The sequence below is a fragment of the Scandinavium sp. genome (assembly GCF_051650185.1).
Taxonomy (GTDB): Bacteria; Pseudomonadota; Gammaproteobacteria; order Enterobacterales; family Enterobacteriaceae; genus Scandinavium.
In genome coordinates, this window is record NZ_JBOFIN010000093.1 from 1 (window position 1) to 16560 (window position 16560).

The following is a 16560-nucleotide window of genomic DNA, read 5'->3' on the forward strand; positions in this document are numbered from 1 at the left end:
ACGGTACGATCAACTTCATCCCTGAGTTGGTTACGCCACGCTTCAAGAATACGCTTGAAGTGAGACAGCTGGGCTTCGTTCATATACTCTTCACCCGGCTTCTCTTGGTATGGCTCCACCCCAGCGATGGCGAGAATACTCAGGGACGATGTTTTACGGATTTGCCCTTCTTGCATGTTGCTTCTCCTTAACACGCACTATCGATCCCCATGTGGGGGAAAAATCAGGCCGCTATAAATAGCAGAAGCTTTTCCGGATAGCAATTATCTAAACGTTACACTTGACAATGCTGTGAAGAAAAGCGTATTTGCGCACGCGACCAGCACACTTATTGTTCAGCCGTTGGCCGGTGATAACACAACAGGCAACGGCTCTTTCAGAGTCATAGTATCGGCAGAAAGTTCCGCTTTATAAGCCAGAATTTCAACCCCCTTGTTTTTTGCCTCATTCAATAATTGCGCGTACTTTGCATCGATATGGCGCGCGGGTGAAAAACGGGTAATGGCAGAGTGAAGAACCGCAAACAGCACCACGGCTCGATCGCCTGAGGCCGCCACACTCATTAATTCTCGCAAATGCTTCTGACCACGCTCAGTCACCGCATCGGGAAAATAACCGTACTCTTGTTCCGCTAAGGTGACCGATTTCACTTCAATATAGCAGTTACGGCGATCATCTGCCTGTAACAGAAAATCAATTCGGCTGCGCTCATCACCGTATTTTACTTCGCTTTTCAACACGCTATAGCCACAAAGCTCCGGAATCGCCTCCGTCTGAATCGCCTCTTTGACCAGCTGATTGGCACGTTGTGTATTTACACAAATAAAAGCCCCGGTCTGAGTCTCAGTTATTTCCCATGTATGGGGGTATTTGCGCGTTTTGCTGTCAGAGGTGGAATACCAGACGGTATCTCCGGGTGTCGCACAACCGGTCATTGCGCCCGTGTTGGCGCAGTGCAGCGTTAATGCTTCTCCTTCAGGCGTGATGACATCGGCCAAAAAACGTTTATAGCGTTGGATCAGGCGGGCGGGTTTTAACGGAGGCAGAAACTGCATGGGTATCCTTATTCGGTTAGCGTCCAGCGCTCAAGCTGAGTGTAGCGGGTGCGGCCACGGGTAAATTCAGAGGCGTACAGTGCAAACGCCGTGACAGGCACTTTCCAGCCAAATCCTGGCGGAGGAATGGGCACCGCGTGCGCGGTATTTCGCAACAGCGTGATGTGCGGGTGAAACGGTTGAGGGCTTTGATAACAGCCGCTGCGAGCTGCCTGGGAACGGAGCATATTCGCCAGCTGCAATAAACCACGAGGCGGCTGGCGAGTGCCGAGCCACACCACCTGCGAACGCAGCCACTGCCCGGCATCATCAAGGTTCAGCGTAAAACCTGGCTGGCGAATTCTCCCGGCCATGACCGCCAGCGCACGTTGTTTGTCGGCACTGATCTCGCCCAGAAAGGACAGCGTCAGATGCAGATTCGCGGCGGCAATGGGCCGACCGGCATCGGCCGGGAAGTGGTCGGCACGCCACTGGATAATCTGCTGCTGCGTCTCGCCGGGGAGTTCAAGGGCGAAAAACAGTCTTCGGGAATCTGACATGATCAAGGCTCGGTAATGATTTAGGGCAATGCTACAATGCGGGGCCGTTTAAAGTCACCCCTGGAGTCTGCTGTGTCCACATTGCCTGTCGCCGCCGTCCTTCCTGAACTGCTTCAGGCGCTTCGTCGCGCTTCACAGGTTTTGCTGACTGCGCCTACCGGGGCAGGGAAGTCCACCTGGCTGCCGTTACAACTCCTTCAGCAAGGGGCGATTGAGGGGAAAATCATCCTGCTCGAACCGCGACGGCTGGCGGCGCGTAACGTTGCTCAGCGTCTGGCTGAACTCCTCAACGAAAAACCGGGTGACACTGTGGGCTACCGTATGCGTGCAGAAACCTGTGTGGGGAAAAACACCCGTCTGGAGGTGGTGACCGAAGGCATACTCACGCGCATGATCCAGCGCGATCCAGAACTGACGGGCGTTGGTCTGGTGATCCTCGATGAATTCCATGAGCGTAGCCTGCAGGCCGATTTGGCGCTGGCCTTACTGCTGGACGTTCAGGCCGGGCTTCGTGACGACCTCAGGCTGCTGATCATGTCGGCCACGCTGGATAATGAGCGTCTGCAAGCCTTATTGCCTGATGCGCCAGTGGTGATTTCAGAAGGACGGGCGTTTCCTGTCGAGCGACGCTATCAGTCGCTGCCCTCCCATCAACGTTTTGATGAAGCTGTCGCGATGGCGACGGCAGAACTGCTGCGCGCTGAATCCGGTTCGCTGCTGCTGTTCTTACCCGGAGTAGGGGAAATTCAGCGCGTGCAGGAACAGCTGGCAGGCCGCGTCTCGTCAGACGTCGTGCTTTGTCCGCTCTATGGTGCGCTCTCGTTGAGCGAGCAGCGCAAAGCGATTCTGCCTGCCGAAAAAGGGCGGCGAAAAGTGGTTCTGGCGACCAATATCGCCGAAACGAGTCTGACCATTGAAGGTATTCGGCTGGTCGTGGATTGTGCTCAGGAGCGTGTCGCGCGGTTCGATGCGCGAACCGGGCTGACGCGTTTGATAACCCAGCGCGTGAGCCAGGCCTCAATGACTCAGCGTGCAGGTCGTGCAGGGCGTCTTGAGCCAGGCATCTGCCTGCATCTGGCAGGCAAAGAGCAGGCTGAACGTGGGGCAGTGCAGGGCGAGCCGGAGATCTTACAAAGCGATCTCTGTGGACTGACACTGGAGCTGTTGCAGTGGGGCTGTCAGGAACCCGCTCAGCTGAGCTGGCTGGATCAGCCGCCCGTTGCCAGTCTGACCGCGGCGCGAAAATTGCTAATGCAACTGGGTGCTTTTGACGGGAAACAGCTTACTGCGCGTGGACAAAAGATGGCAGCGCTGGGCAACGATCCTCGGCTGGCGGCGATGCTGGTGGCAGCCAGCACACCGGAGGAGGTCGCGACGGCAACCAGGCTCGCGGCAATCCTTGAAGAGCCGCCGCGCGGAGGAAACGCCGACTTAGGCATTGCGTTTTCGCGTAATCAGCCAAACTGGATGCTGCGTGCCAAAACGCTCGCCCAGCGGCTGAGTAATCCTGCTGGTTCACCTGATGCGGCAAGCATTCCTGCCTTACTCGCCCAGGGTTTTGCCGACCGAATTGCTCGCCGTCGCGGTCAGGAAGGACGCTATCAACTGGCGAACGGTGTGGGCGCCATGTTAGATGCCGACGATGCGTTGGGCCGTCATGAATGGTTGATTGCGCCGTTGCTGTTGCAGGGCAGCCAGTCGCCGGATGCGAGGATATTGCAGGCCGTTGCGTTAGATATTGATGCGCTGGTGGCGGCCTGTCCGTCGCTGTTGAGCCAATCAGACACCGTCGAATGGGACGAAAATCAGGGCACGCTAAAAGCCTGGCGGCGCAGCCAGATTGGGCAACTGACCGTGAATGTGCAGCCGCTGGCAAAACCTTCTGAAGAAGAGTTGCACCAGGCGATGCTGAATGGCATTCGGGATAAAGGCCTTCGCGTGCTTAACTGGACGCCTGATGCGGAGCAACTGCGTTTACGTATTCAATGCGCTGCCCGTTGGTTGCCGGAAGAACCCTGGCCAGCAGTCGATGACGAAACCTTGCTGGCGGCGCTGGAGAGCTGGCTGCTGCCGCATATGCAGGGCGTTCACTCTCTGAAAGCATTAAAAGCGCTGAATGTCACTCAAGCCTTACAGGACTTATTACCCTGGTCACTACGTCAACGACTGGATAGTGAGCTTCCTGCACATTACACTGTGCCGACCGGAAGCCGGATAGCCCTGCGCTACGACGCTGAGAAGCCACCTGTTTTATCCGTACGGATGCAGGAAATGTTCGGCGAAGCAGCGACGCCAACCATAGCGCAAGGCCGTGTTGCGCTAGTGCTGGAGCTACTTTCACCTGCACAGCGCCCGCTGCAAATCACGCGTGACCTGAGTGCGTTCTGGGCCGGGGCTTATCGCGAAGTGCAAAAAGAGATGAAAGGGCGCTATCCGAAGCATGTCTGGCCGGATGATCCGGCGAACACCGCACCAACGCGGCGGACGAAAAAGTATTCATAAAAAAGGGAATGCATTTGTAGGCCGGGCCAACGCAGTGCCGCCCGGCAAGGGTTTGGATTGATGCGGCCTGATGCCCTCTCCCCGACCCTCTCCCACAGGGAGAGGGAGAAAAGCGATTTTTGAGAGGTTTCTTCTTTAACCGTTGCGTGAAAGAAAAGAGAATCAGGCGCTTACGCCTGAATTTAGCGGAGAAAAAGTATGGCGGGGAATGACCGCGAGCCGATTGGACGTAAAGGCAAGCCTGCACGTCCGGCAAAGCAAAAGGTTAGCCGTCGTCGTCTCAGGGACGAAGAGTACGACGATGAGTACGAATATGATGACAAGGATGAAGAACCCATGCCGCGTAATGGAAAAGGCAAAGGTAAAAAACCTAAGGGTAAACGTCGCTGGCTATGGCTACTGGTCAAGATCGGTATCGTCTTTGCGGTGCTGCTCGCCATTTATGGCGTCTATTTAGACCAGAAAATCCGTAACCGTATCGACGGTAAAGTCTGGCAGTTGCCTGCGGCGGTCTATGGTCGCATGGTCAACCTTGAGCCGGATATGCCGGTCAGCAAAAACGAGATGGTCCGTTTGCTGACGGCCACCCAATATCGCCAGGTGACCGCGATGACGCGCCCAGGCGAATTTACCGTACAGGCGAACAGCATCGAGATGATCCGCCGTCCGTTTGATTTCCCGGACAGCAAAGAAGGGCAGGTGCGCGCGCGTCTGACCTTTGATGGCGATCATCTGGATTCGATCACCAACATGGATAACAACCGCCAGTTCGGTTTCTTCCGTCTCGATCCGCGTTTGATCACCATGATGTCCTCCCCGAACGGTGAACAGCGTCTGTTCGTGCCGCGTAGCGGGTTCCCGGACTTGCTGATCGATACGCTCATTGCGACAGAAGACCGCCATTTCTACGAGCATGACGGCATCAGCTTCTACTCGATGGGACGTGCGGTATTAGCCAACCTGGTGGCGGGCCGGACGGTGCAGGGGGCAAGTACCCTCACGCAGCAGTTGGTGAAAAACCTGTTTCTCTCCAGCGAACGTTCTTACTGGCGTAAGGCGAACGAAGCGTACATGGCGCTGATCATGGACGCGCGTTACAGCAAAGACCGCATTCTTGAGCTGTACATGAACGAGGTGTATCTCGGTCAGAGCGGCGACAATGAAATCCGCGGCTTCCCTCTGGCGAGTCTGTACTACTTTGGTCGCCCGGTGGAAGAACTGAGCCTGGATCAGCAGGCGTTGCTGGTCGGGATGGTGAAAGGGGCGTCCATTTACAACCCATGGCGTAACCCGAAACTGGCGCTTGAGCGTCGTAACCTGGTCCTGCGCCTGCTGCAACAGCAGAAGGTCATCGATCAGGAACTGTACGACATGCTGAGTGCTCGTCCGTTAGGCGTGCAGCCGCGCGGGGGGGGGATTTCACCACAGCCTGCGTTTATGCAGATGGTTCGTCAGGAACTTCAGGCGAAACTCGGCGATAAAGTGAAAGATCTTTCCGGCGTGAAAATCTTCACCACCTTCGACTCTGTTGCCCAGGATGCCGCCGAGAAAGCGGCCACTGAAGGCATTCCGGTGCTGAAGAAGCAGCGTAAGCTCAGCGACCTGGAAACCGCGATGGTGATTGTCGACCGTAACACGGGGGAAGTTCGTGCGATGGTCGGTGGCGCTGAACCGCAGTTTGCCGGGTATAACCGTGCGATGCAGGCGCGTCGTTCCATTGGTTCTTTGGCAAAACCAGCAACCTACCTGACCGCGCTGAGCCAGCCGAACACCTATCGCCTGAACACCTGGATTGCCGATGCGCCAGTGACGATTCGCCTGTCTAACGGGCAGACCTGGTCCCCGCAGAACGACGACAAGCGTTTCAGCGGCCAGGTGATGCTGGTGGATGCCTTGACCCGTTCCATGAACGTGCCAACCGTGAACCTCGGGATGGCGATTGGTCTGCCAGCCGTGACCGATACGTGGGAAAAACTGGGGGCGCCGAAAGAGCAACTGAACGCGGTTCCTGCGATGCTGCTCGGAGCGCTGAACCTGACGCCAATTGAAGTCGCACAGGCTTTCCAGACCATCGCCAGCGGCGGTAACCGTGCCACGCTCTCCGCGCTGCGTTCGGTGATTGCGGAAGATGGCACTGTTCTGTATCAGAGCTATCCTCAGGCAGAGCGTGCGGTACCTGCACAAGCGGCGTACATGACGCTTTGGACGATGCAGCAGGTTGTTCAACGCGGGACTGGCCGTCAGCTTGGGGCGAAATATCCTAACCTGCATCTGGCCGGGAAAACCGGGACCACAAACAACAACGTCGACACCTGGTTTGCCGGGATTGACGGGCGTGAAGTGGTGATTACCTGGGTTGGGCGTGATAACAACCAGCCGACCAGGCTGTACGGAGCCAGTGGGGCGATGTCCATCTATCAGCGCTATCTTGCGAACGAGTCGCCCATTCCATTGGATCTGACCGCGCCGGAAGATATCGTCAATATGGGCGTGGACGACAACGGCAATTTCATCTGTGGCGGCGGAATGCGCCAGCTTCCTGTCTGGACGACGAACCCGGATGCGCTGTGCCAGCAGAGCCAGGCGATGCAGCAGCAGAACACCAATCCGTTTGAGAGTGGAAGTCAGCCGCAGCAGCCTCAGCAGCAGCCGCAACAACAGCAGCAGCAACAACAACAACAGCCGCAGCAGGAGAAAAGCGACGGCGTTGCAGGCTGGATTAAGGATATGTTCGGCGGTAACTAAGCTTTAACCCCTCACCCTGACCCTCTCCCCCAAGGGGAGAGGGGATTGTTTTGTGTGGTCTGGCCCTTGGGTTTACTCCCTCGCCCCTTTGGGGGGTACGGTCCGGGGTGAGGGGATTTTCAAACCCTGATTTAACCTCTTCATAACTCCCTATCAACCATCAGGTTATTTTTTAAACCCTCAAATCTGCCAGGGACGTATTCCGCTTGCTATGCCTTCCGCGTTTCGCCTATTATTCTGCGGGCATAATAATAATTCTCGTTTACGTTATCATTCACTCAATATCATCAGAGAATCACAATGGCGCGTCTCAATACTGCTCAGCCAGGAAAACCCTCACTGCGTAAACTCGCGGTGGTAGTAGCCACAGCGGTTAGCGGCATGTCTGTCACGGCACAGGCTGCGGAACAACCGAAAGAAGAAACCATCACTGTCACTGCCGCCCCTGCAGCCCCGCAGGAAAGCGCATGGGGCCCTTCAGCCACCATCGCGGCGAAACACACTGCCACGGCGACCAAAACCGATACGCCGATTGAAAAGACCCCGCAGTCTGTTTCTGTTGTGACGCGTGCCGAGATGGATATGAAGCAGCCGACGACGGTGAAAGAGGCGCTGGGCTATACGCCGGGCGTGTACTCAACTCGCGGCAGCTCAACCACTTATGATGTGGTTTCCATCCGTGGCTTCACCACGTCTTCAACGGTTAACACCAACCAGTACCTCGACGGACTCAAACTTCAGGGCGACAACTACTCTGAAATGTCGATGGACCCCTATTTCCTTGAGCGTGTTGAACTGATGCGCGGCCCGGTTTCCGTGCTGTACGGAAAAAGTAACCCAGGCGGTATCGTCAGCATGGTCAGCAAGCGCCCGACTACCGAGCCGCTGCGTGAAATTCAGTTCAAAATGGGCACTGATAACCTGTGGCAGACCGGTTTTGATTTCAGCGATGCGATCGATGACGATGGCGTGTGGTCTTACCGTCTGACAGGGCTTGGGCGCAGCCAAAACGCGCAGCAAGAGGGTGTGAAATCGTCTCGCTACGCTATCGCGCCATCCTTCAGCTGGCGTCCGGATGACAAAACTGATTTCACCTTCCTGAGCAATTTCCAGAGCGATCCGGATGCGGGCTATTACGGCTGGCTGCCGCGTCAGGGCACAGTGGTGCCCTACAAAGATGCGAATGGCAATGAGCACAAGCTGCCGACCAATTTCAACGAAGGTGAAGACGACAACACCATGACTCGCCGTCAGAAAATGGTGGGTTACAGCTTTGCGCACGAATTCAATGACACCTTCACCGTACGCCAGAATCTGCGCTACGCCGAAGTGAATACGCTGTACCGTTCCGTTTACGGAAACGGCTATATCGATCCGGGTCAGATCAGCCGCGCATATGTGCGTTCTGATGAGCAACTGAATACTTTCACCGTCGATAACCAGCTGCAGTCCAAATTTGCCACTGGTGCGGTGGATCATACGTTGCTGACCGGTGTCGATTACCTGCGTATGCGTAACGATATTGACGCGGAATATGGCAGCGCGAACCCGCTCGATATGCAGAACCCGCAGTACGGCAATGCTGGCGTTAACGTGAACTTCCCGTACGCGGTCATTAACCGTCAGGAACAGACCGGCCTGTACGTTCAGGATCAGGCTGAATGGGATAAGTGGGTGCTCACCCTCGGTGGCCGCTACGACTTTGCGAAAACCTCGACCTTTACCCGTTCCAGCAACTCGACCTCCGAAGTTAACGATCAGGCATTTACCTGGCGTGGCGGTCTGAACTATGTGTTCGACAACGGTATTGCCCCGTACATCAGCTACAGCGAATCTTTCGAACCGACGGCGGGTGCCACCAAAGAAGGCAATCCGTTCGATCCTTCTCGTGGTAAGCAGTATGAAGCTGGCGTGAAATACCTGCCGAAAGATATGCCTGTGTCCGTGACGGCATCGGTTTATCAGCTGACCAAAGACAAGAACCTGACACCAGACCCGGAAAACACGCTGTTCAGCGTCCAGAGCGGTGAAATCCGTTCCCGTGGTTTTGAGCTGGAAGCGAAAGCTGCGCTGAGCGCCAACGTCAACATGACAGCGGCGTACACCTTTACCGATGCAGAATACACGCATGACACCGTTTATGGCGGTAAGCGTCCTGCAGAAGTGCCACGTAATATGGCTTCCCTGTGGGCGGATTACACCTTCCACGAAACGGCACTCAGCGGGTTGACCGTTGGAGCAGGGGCTCGTTATATCGGTTCGACCTCCAGCTTCTATACCACCGGTCCAGACAACAATGAGGCGTTCAACGTTGCAGGGTATACTCTGGCGGATGCGACCGTGAAATACGATCTGGCGCGCTTTGGTTTACCGGGGTCGTCTGTCGGTGTGAACGTCACCAACCTGTTTGACCGCGAATACGTTTCCAGCTGCTACCGTGATTACGCGTGCTACTGGGGCGCAGAACGGCAGGTGGTTGCGACCGCAACGTTCCGTTTCTAACTTTTCATTTTGGCGCGGTTTTCCGCGCCTTTTTATACGTTGGCCGTTATGCAGGACTCCACAACACAAGCAGACACCACGTTTGCGCTTAACGCTGTTTCCTTCCGGGTGCCGGGGCGTACGCTTTTGCACCCGCTTTCGCTGACCTTTCCGCCGGGTAAAGTGACGGGGCTTATCGGCCATAACGGCTCGGGAAAATCGACGCTATTGAAAATGCTCGGCCGCCATCAGCCGCCGTCCGAAGGTGAGATCCTGCTGGACGGGCAGCCCCTTGAAAGCTGGAACAGCAAAGCCTTCGCGCGCAAGGTCGCCTATCTGCCGCAGCAGTTGCCGCAGGCGGAAGGGATGACAGTCCGTGAGCTGGTTGCGATCGGGCGTTACCCGTGGCACGGGGCGCTGGGGCGTTTTGGCGTCGCAGATCGTGAAAAAGTGGAAGAGGCCATTTCGCTGGTCGGGCTGAAGCCGCTGGCGCATCGTCTGGTGGACAGCCTTTCCGGAGGCGAGCGTCAGCGTGCGTGGATTGCGATGCTGGTGGCCCAGGACAGCCGTTGTCTGCTGCTCGATGAACCGACTTCCGCGCTGGATATTGCCCATCAGGTGGATGTGCTGGCGCTGGTGCACCGCCTCAGCCAGCAGCGCGGTCTGACGGTGGTTGCCGTTTTGCATGATATTAATATGGCGGCCCGTTACTGCGATTATCTGGTGGCGCTGCGCGGCGGGGAAATGATTGCCCAGGGCACCCCTGAAACGCTGATGCGTGGCGAAACGCTGGAACAAATTTACGGAATTCCGATGGGGATCCTGCCGCACCCGGCGGGCGCTGCCCCGGTAAGCTTTGTTTATTGATGAATGATCCCACTCTGATTAGCCGTCGTCGCCTTCTGACGGCCATGGCGCTGTCGCCGCTGCTCTGGCAGATGCGAAACGCTCATGCTGCAACTGTTGATCCCCACCGTATTGTGGCGCTGGAGTGGCTGCCCGTTGAGCTGCTGCTCGCGCTTGGGGTCACGCCTTATGGTGTTGCTGATATCCCCAATTACAACCTGTGGGTGAATGAACCGGGTCTTCCTGCCTCGGTCATTGACGTTGGCTTACGTACTGAGCCTAACCTTGAACTGCTGACCGAAATGAAACCGTCTTATATGGTCTGGTCAGCCGGTTACGGCCCGGCACCTGAGAAACTGGCGCGTATCGCCCCTGGACGCGGATTTAACTTCAGCGATGGCAAGCAGCCGCTGGAGATGGCGCGTAACTCGTTAGTGGAAATGGGGGATCTCCTGGGGCTGGAAAGTCAGGCTCGCGATCACCTCAATCACTTCGATTCGTTTATTGCCCGGCACAAACCTCACTTCGCCCAGCGCGGCAGCCGTCCTCTGCTAATGATTACCCTGCTGGATGCCCGCCATGTGCTGGCGTTCGGCCCGAACTGCCTGTTCCAGCAAATCCTTGATGAGTACGGCATTGTGAATGCCTGGCAGGGGGAAACCAATTTCTGGGGCAGCCAGGTGGTAGGCATTGATCGTCTGGGGAGTTTTAAAGACGCGGATGTTATCTGCTTTGATCACGGCAATGATGCTGAAATGCGAAAACTGATGGCGACACCACTGTGGCAGGCGATGCCGTTTGTGCGTTCGCAGCGATTCCAGCGCGTGCCCGCCGTCTGGTTCTATGGCGCGACGCTGTCGACCATGAATTTTGTGCGCATTCTGGATAACGCTCTGGGAGGTCGCGCATGACATCGCGAATCTCTCGCTTCCCGGCCGCACTGCTTTTACTGCTGTTTATCGCCGCAGCCGGGCTTAGCTGGCACAACTTTAACGTCGCTTTGCCGCGCGGGCAGTGGGGCGAGGCGCTCTGGCAGCCCAATATCGACAGTATTCAGCAGATGCTGTTCCACTACAGTTTGCTGCCGCGTCTGGTGATTTCACTGCTGGTTGGCGCAGGGCTCGGACTGGTGGGCGTGTTGTTCCAGCAGGTTCTGCGTAATCCTTTGGCGGAACCGACCACGCTAGGCGTTGCGACAGGCGCTCAGCTCGGTATCACCATCACCACGTTGTGGGCTATTCCTGGGGCGATGACGACACAGTTTGCCGCCCTGGCAGGCGCTTGTGTGGTGGGGGCGCTGGTGTTTGGTGTCTCCTGGGGGAAACGTCTTTCGCCGGTGACGCTGATTTTAGCCGGGCTGGTGGTCAGCATGTACTGCGGAGCGGTGAATCAACTGTTGGTTATCTTCCATCACGATCAGCTGCAAAGCATGTTCCTGTGGAGCACCGGGACGCTGACGCAGACAGACTGGAGCGTGGTGCAGCAACTTTGGCCGCAATTGCTGGGCGGCGTGATGCTCACGCTGCTGTTGCTACGCCCTCTGACGCTGATGGGGCTCGACGACGGTGTTGCGCGTAACCTCGGCTTAGCGCTGTCTCTGGCGCGTCTGGCGGCACTTACGCTGGCGATTATTCTCAGCGCTCTGCTGGTCAACGCCGTGGGCATTATCGGGTTTATTGGTTTGTTTGCCCCGCTGCTGGCGAAAATGCTGGGTGCTCGTCGGCTGCTTTCACGCCTGATGCTGGCCCCGCTGATTGGCGCGCTGATCCTCTGGCTTTCAGACCAGCTTATTCTCTGGCTGACGCAGGTGTGGATGGAAGTCTCTACCGGTTCCGTCACGGCTTTGATTGGCGCTCCGTTACTGCTGTGGCTGCTGCCTCGTCTACGCAGCATCAGCGCTCCGGCAATGGATGCGGGCGACAAGGTGTATGTCGAGCGTCAGCGCGTACTTACGTGGTCGCTGGCTGGCCTTGCAGCCTTGTTATTGGGAATGGTCATTGCGCTCTCCTTCGGGCGTGATGCGCACGGCTGGCACTGGGCTAGCGGCGAACTGCTGCATTCTCTGATGGAGTGGCGAGCGCCGCGTATTCTGGCCGCTCTGGTTGCAGGCATGATGCTGGCGGTGGCGGGCTGTATTATTCAGCGCCTGACCGGTAACCCGATGGCCAGCCCGGAAGTGCTGGGGATTTCTTCCGGCGCGGCGTTTGGCGTGGTGCTGATGCTGTTCTTCGTACCGGGCAACGCGTTTGGCTGGCTGCTGCCAGCCGGAAGTTTAGGGGCAGCGGCAACGCTGTTGATTATCCTGATTGCTGCCGGGCGAGGCGGATTCTCTCCACATCGTATGTTGCTGGCAGGTATGGCACTGAGCACCGCCTTTACCATGCTGCTGATGATGTTACAGGCAAGCGGCGATCCGCGCATGGCGCAAATTCTGACCTGGATTTCAGGCTCCACCTACAATGCTTCATACGATCAGGTCGTACGCACCGGGTTGGTGATGATCGTTTTGCTGGCCCTGACGCCTTTCTGCCGTCGCTGGCTGACTATTTTGCCGCTGGGCGGTAACACGGCGCGCGCCGTCGGGATAGCTCTGACGCCAACACGCGTTGCATTGCTGTTACTGGCAGCGGCGTTAACCGCGACGGCAACAATGACCATTGGGCCGCTGAGCTTTATCGGTTTGATGGCACCGCATATTGCGAGAATGATGGGCTTCAGAAGAACGATGCCGCACATGATTTTGTCGGCGCTGGTGGGCGGAATACTGCTGGTGTTCGCAGACTGGTGCGGAAGGATGGTGCTGTTCCCGTATCAAATTCCTGCCGGGTTGCTCTCGACCTTTATCGGCGCGCCTTACTTTATTTATCTGCTGCGTAAGCAGAGCCGGTAAACATGCCCGGCGGCACTTCGTTTGCCGGGCCTACAAAACCGCGGGCGGACAAGCGTCAGCACTTCGTTTGCCGGGCCTACTAAACCGTAGGCCGGGCAAGCGTCAGCGCCGCCCGGCACAAGCTTACAGCTTCGCAAACACCTTACGCGCGGCATCAATCGTCTTATTGATATCGTCTTTGCTGTGCGCCACCGACATGAAGCCGGCTTCGAAGGCGGAAGGGGCCAGGTAAACACCTTCTTCCAGCATCAGATGGAAGAAGCGCTTGAAGCGTTCCACGTCGCACTTGACCACATCCTGATAGCAGGTCACGGTTTTGGCATCGGTGAAGAAAATCCCGAACATGCCGCCGACGTTATTCACTACCAGCGGAATGCCGGTTTCGCGTGCGGCGTTCAGCAGACCGTCTGCCAGTTGGTTGGTCAGGCTGGTCAGGGTTTCGTGAATGCCTGGCTGCGCCACTTCCGTCAGGCAGGCAAAACCTGCCGCCATCGCAATCGGGTTACCGGACAGCGTGCCTGCCTGATAAACCGGGCCTGTTGGTGCCAGCGCATCCATCACTTCGCGACGGCCGCCAAAGGCGCCGACTGGCATCCCGCCGCCGATGATTTTGCCAAGGCAGGTCAGATCTGGCACCACGTTGTAGTGATCCTGTGCACCGGCCAGCGCGACGCGGAAACCGGTCATGACTTCATCAATAATGAACAGCGCACCGAATTCGTCGCACAGCGCACGCAGGCCTGGCAGGAAGTCTGGCTCTGGCAGAATGCAGTTCATGTTGCCCGCGACCGGCTCAACGATGATGCAGGCAATCTCTTGTGGATATTGCTCGAACGCTTCGCGAACAGAAGCCAGATCGTTATAGGTACAGGTCAGGGTATGTTTAGCGAAATCTGCCGGAACGCCCGGAGAGTTTGGCTGACCGAGGGTCAGTGCACCAGAACCGGCTTTCACAAGCAGGCAGTCGGCGTGGCCGTGGTAGCACCCTTCGAATTTGATGATTTTGTCGCGTCCGGTAAAGCCGCGCGCCAGTCGAATGGCGCTCATGGTGGCTTCAGTACCGGAGTTCACCATACGTACCATATCCATGGTCGGCACCAGTTCAGTCACCAGCTCCGCCATTTTGACTTCCATTTCCGTCGGTGCGCCGAAACTTAAGCCGCGGGATGCCGCTTCAATCACCGCATTACGAATCGACGGATGGTTGTGCCCCAGTACCATCGGGCCCCAGGAACCGACATAGTCGATGTAAGCCTTGCCGTCGACATCGTACAAGTACGCGCCGTCTGCACGCTCAACAAACAGCGGGGTGCCGCCAACGCCGGTAAAAGCACGCACTGGCGAATTGACGCCGCCGGGGATCAGTTCGCGCGCTGCGCTGTAGAGATTCTCAGATTTACTCATTGCCAGGTTCCTGGTTCGTAGAAAGCTTGTTAGCCGACTATTCTAAGGTATTCCCGGAAGGTTATGAAAGTTTTGCCCAATTGAAACAATCCAGAAATGAGGGAATTTTTAGGCGACGTGCTGCCCGTGGGTGGTTACAATGCGCTCTGCCATTTGTATTACCAATAAATGATTAAGGGCATGAAAGCAGAATCTCCCTCTTTTGAATCACAGCAAATCATTCGTCTGCGTCGTGGAGATGCAGTTCGTCGTCTGGTCCACCGAGACAAAACCCCGTTAGCCATCCTCCTGATGGCGGCCGTTGTCGGCACCCTTGCAGGCCTTATCGGTGTGGCTTTTGAGAAGGCCGTTAACTGGGTGCAGAACGTGCGTATTGGCTCGCTGGTGCAGGTTGCCGATCACTGGTTCCTGGTCTGGCCGCTGGCGTTTCTCTTTTCCGGCCTGCTGGCGATGGTGGGGTACTATCTGGTGCGTCGCTTTGCGCCAGAAGCGGGCGGCTCTGGCATTCCTGAGATTGAAGGGGCGCTGGAAGAATTGCGTCCTGTGCGCTGGTGGCGCGTGATCCCGGTGAAATTCATCGGCGGCATGGGAACACTGGGTGCCGGGATGGTGCTTGGGCGTGAAGGGCCAACGGTTCAACTGGGGGGCAATGTCGGCCGCATGGTGCTGGACATCTTCCGTCTTCGCACTGCTGAAGCCCGTCATACTCTGTTAGCGACCGGCGCGGCGGCGGGCCTGGCTGCCGCTTTTAACGCACCTCTTGCAGGCATCCTGTTTATCCTCGAAGAGATGCGTCCGCAGTTCCGCTATAACCTGATTTCTATCAAAGCGGTGTTTATCGGCGTCATCATGTCGAGCGTGGTGTTTCGCGTCTTTAATGGCGAAACCGCGGTTATCGAAGTGGGCAAACTTGCCGATGCGCCGGTTAACACGCTTTGGCTGTATCTGATTCTGGGCATGGTGTTTGGCTGCGTCGGGCCGCTGTTTAATGGCCTGGTGATCCGCACGCAGGATATGTTCCAGCGCATTCATGGCGGCGATATCAAAAAATGGGTGCTGATTGGCGGCCTGCTGGGCGGAATCTGCGGCGTGCTTGGCCTGATTGAACCTGAAGCGGCAGGCGGCGGGTTTAACCTTATCCCGATTGCTGCTGCCGGAAATTATACCGTCGGCCTGCTGATGTTTATCTTTATCGCCCGCGTCATTACCACGCTGCTGTGTTTCTCTTCCGGTGCGCCGGGAGGCATTTTCGCCCCGATGCTGGCGCTTGGCACCCTGTTAGGCACGGCATATGGCATGGCGGCTGCGGCCTGGTTCCCGGCTTATCACCTGGAAGCCGGGACGTTTGCGATTGCGGGAATGGGGGCGCTTTTTGCCGCCTCAGTACGTGCGCCGCTGACCGGTATCGTGCTGGTACTGGAAATGACCGACAACTATCAGCTCATTTTGCCAATGATTATCACCTGCCTTGGCGCAACACTGTTGGCTCAGTTTCTGGGTGGCAAACCGCTTTACTCCACGATCCTTTCCCGCACGCTGGCGAAGCAGGAAGCGGAGAAAGCCGAAAAAGAGAAGCCGCCGGTCGGGGAGAATACTTGAACGATTTAGTCGGGTATTGGATAATGGCTGAAAAGATCTGGTGAGACTTTGACCAGACTTAGCAATAACTGGAGCATAAAATGAGTGATGACGTAGCGCTGCCCCTGCAGTTTACTGACGCGGCCGCCAGCAAAGTAAAAAACCTGATCGCAGATGAAGACAATCCGAACCTGAAGCTGCGCGTCTATATCACCGGTGGTGGTTGCAGCGGATTCCAGTACGGTTTTACCTTTGACGATCAGATCAACGAAGGTGACATGACCATTGAAAAACAGGGCGTTGGCCTGGTGGTCGACCCGATGAGCCTGCAGTATCTGGTGGGCGGTTCAGTGGATTACACCGAAGGACTGGAAGGTTCACGCTTTATCGTGACCAACCCGAACGCGAAAAGCACCTGCGGGTGTGGGTCATCGTTTAGCGTCTGATTCTTTTGTCGATCCCGTAGAATGCCCGGTGGCGCGAGCTTACCGGGCCTACTTTTTTGTAGGCCGGGCAAACG

General features: G+C 56.8%; 11 protein-coding genes and 1 pseudogene. 8 read left to right on the plus strand and 4 right to left on the minus strand.

The window, feature by feature from the left end; genetic code table 11:
* The 3 genes and pseudogenes from dksA to thpR form a co-directional block, all read right to left on the minus strand.
* A pseudogene (dksA, locus tag ACRCWW_RS11730) lies at positions 1-176 on the minus strand (RNA polymerase-binding protein DksA); the annotation flags it as partial.
* Positions 177-335: 159 nt separating this feature from the next.
* On the minus strand, positions 336-1055 hold the full coding sequence (sfsA, locus tag ACRCWW_RS11735; protein WP_438682573.1) for a DNA/RNA nuclease SfsA: 720 nt from the start codon (positions 1053-1055) through the stop codon (positions 336-338).
* Positions 1056-1063: 8 nt separating this feature from the next.
* On the minus strand, positions 1064-1594 hold the full coding sequence (gene thpR, locus ACRCWW_RS11740) for an RNA 2',3'-cyclic phosphodiesterase (RefSeq protein ID WP_438682574.1): 531 nt from the start codon (positions 1592-1594) through the stop codon (positions 1064-1066).
* Positions 1595-1666: 72 nt separating this feature from the next.
* Between thpR and hrpB the strand changes: the two genes are divergently transcribed.
* The 6 genes from hrpB to fhuB all read left to right on the plus strand — a co-directional run bounded on the left by hrpB (position 1667) and on the right by fhuB (position 13058).
* Positions 1667-4096, plus strand: a complete 2430-nt coding sequence (gene hrpB / locus ACRCWW_RS11745) for an ATP-dependent helicase HrpB (RefSeq protein WP_438682575.1) — start codon at positions 1667-1669, stop codon at positions 4094-4096.
* A gap of 198 nt (positions 4097-4294) precedes the next feature.
* Complete coding sequence (mrcB, locus tag ACRCWW_RS11750; RefSeq protein WP_438682576.1) at positions 4295-6841, plus strand: bifunctional glycosyl transferase/transpeptidase; 2547 nt, start codon at positions 4295-4297, stop codon at positions 6839-6841.
* A 300-nt stretch (positions 6842-7141) separates the two neighbouring features.
* On the plus strand, positions 7142-9343 hold the full coding sequence (gene fhuA / locus ACRCWW_RS11755) for a ferrichrome porin FhuA (protein ID WP_438682577.1): 2202 nt from the start codon (positions 7142-7144) through the stop codon (positions 9341-9343).
* Between the two features lie 48 nt (positions 9344-9391).
* Complete coding sequence (fhuC, locus tag ACRCWW_RS11760; RefSeq protein WP_438682578.1) at positions 9392-10189, plus strand: Fe3+-hydroxamate ABC transporter ATP-binding protein FhuC; 798 nt, start codon at positions 9392-9394, stop codon at positions 10187-10189.
* Positions 10189-11079 (plus strand): Fe(3+)-hydroxamate ABC transporter substrate-binding protein FhuD, encoded by an 891-nt coding sequence (fhuD, locus tag ACRCWW_RS11765; RefSeq protein ID WP_438682579.1) that lies wholly within the window; start codon positions 10189-10191, stop codon positions 11077-11079. The genes fhuC and fhuD overlap by 1 nt, the downstream gene beginning before the upstream one ends.
* A complete protein-coding gene (gene fhuB, locus ACRCWW_RS11770) occupies positions 11076-13058 on the plus strand; it encodes a Fe(3+)-hydroxamate ABC transporter permease FhuB (RefSeq protein ID WP_438682580.1) in 1983 nt (660 codons plus the stop codon). The genes fhuD and fhuB overlap by 4 nt, the downstream gene beginning before the upstream one ends.
* Before the next feature lie 123 nt (positions 13059-13181).
* Here the strand turns inward: fhuB and hemL are convergent, their stop codons facing one another.
* Positions 13182-14462, minus strand: a complete 1281-nt coding sequence (gene hemL, locus ACRCWW_RS11775; RefSeq protein WP_438682581.1) for a glutamate-1-semialdehyde 2,1-aminomutase — start codon at positions 14460-14462, stop codon at positions 13182-13184.
* 180 nt (positions 14463-14642) lie between these two features.
* Here hemL and clcA point away from each other — a divergent pair, with 180 nt between their 5' ends.
* Both clcA and erpA read left to right on the plus strand, forming a co-directional pair.
* Entirely contained in the window at positions 14643-16061 is a 1419-nt protein-coding gene (gene clcA / locus ACRCWW_RS11780) for a H(+)/Cl(-) exchange transporter ClcA (protein WP_438682582.1), read from the plus strand.
* A gap of 80 nt (positions 16062-16141) precedes the next feature.
* The gene (erpA, locus tag ACRCWW_RS11785; protein ID WP_330984846.1) at positions 16142-16486 is read left to right on the plus strand and encodes an iron-sulfur cluster insertion protein ErpA; all 345 of its coding nucleotides are present in this window, start codon (positions 16142-16144) and stop codon (positions 16484-16486) included.
* The last annotated feature ends 74 nt before the right edge of the window (positions 16487-16560 follow it).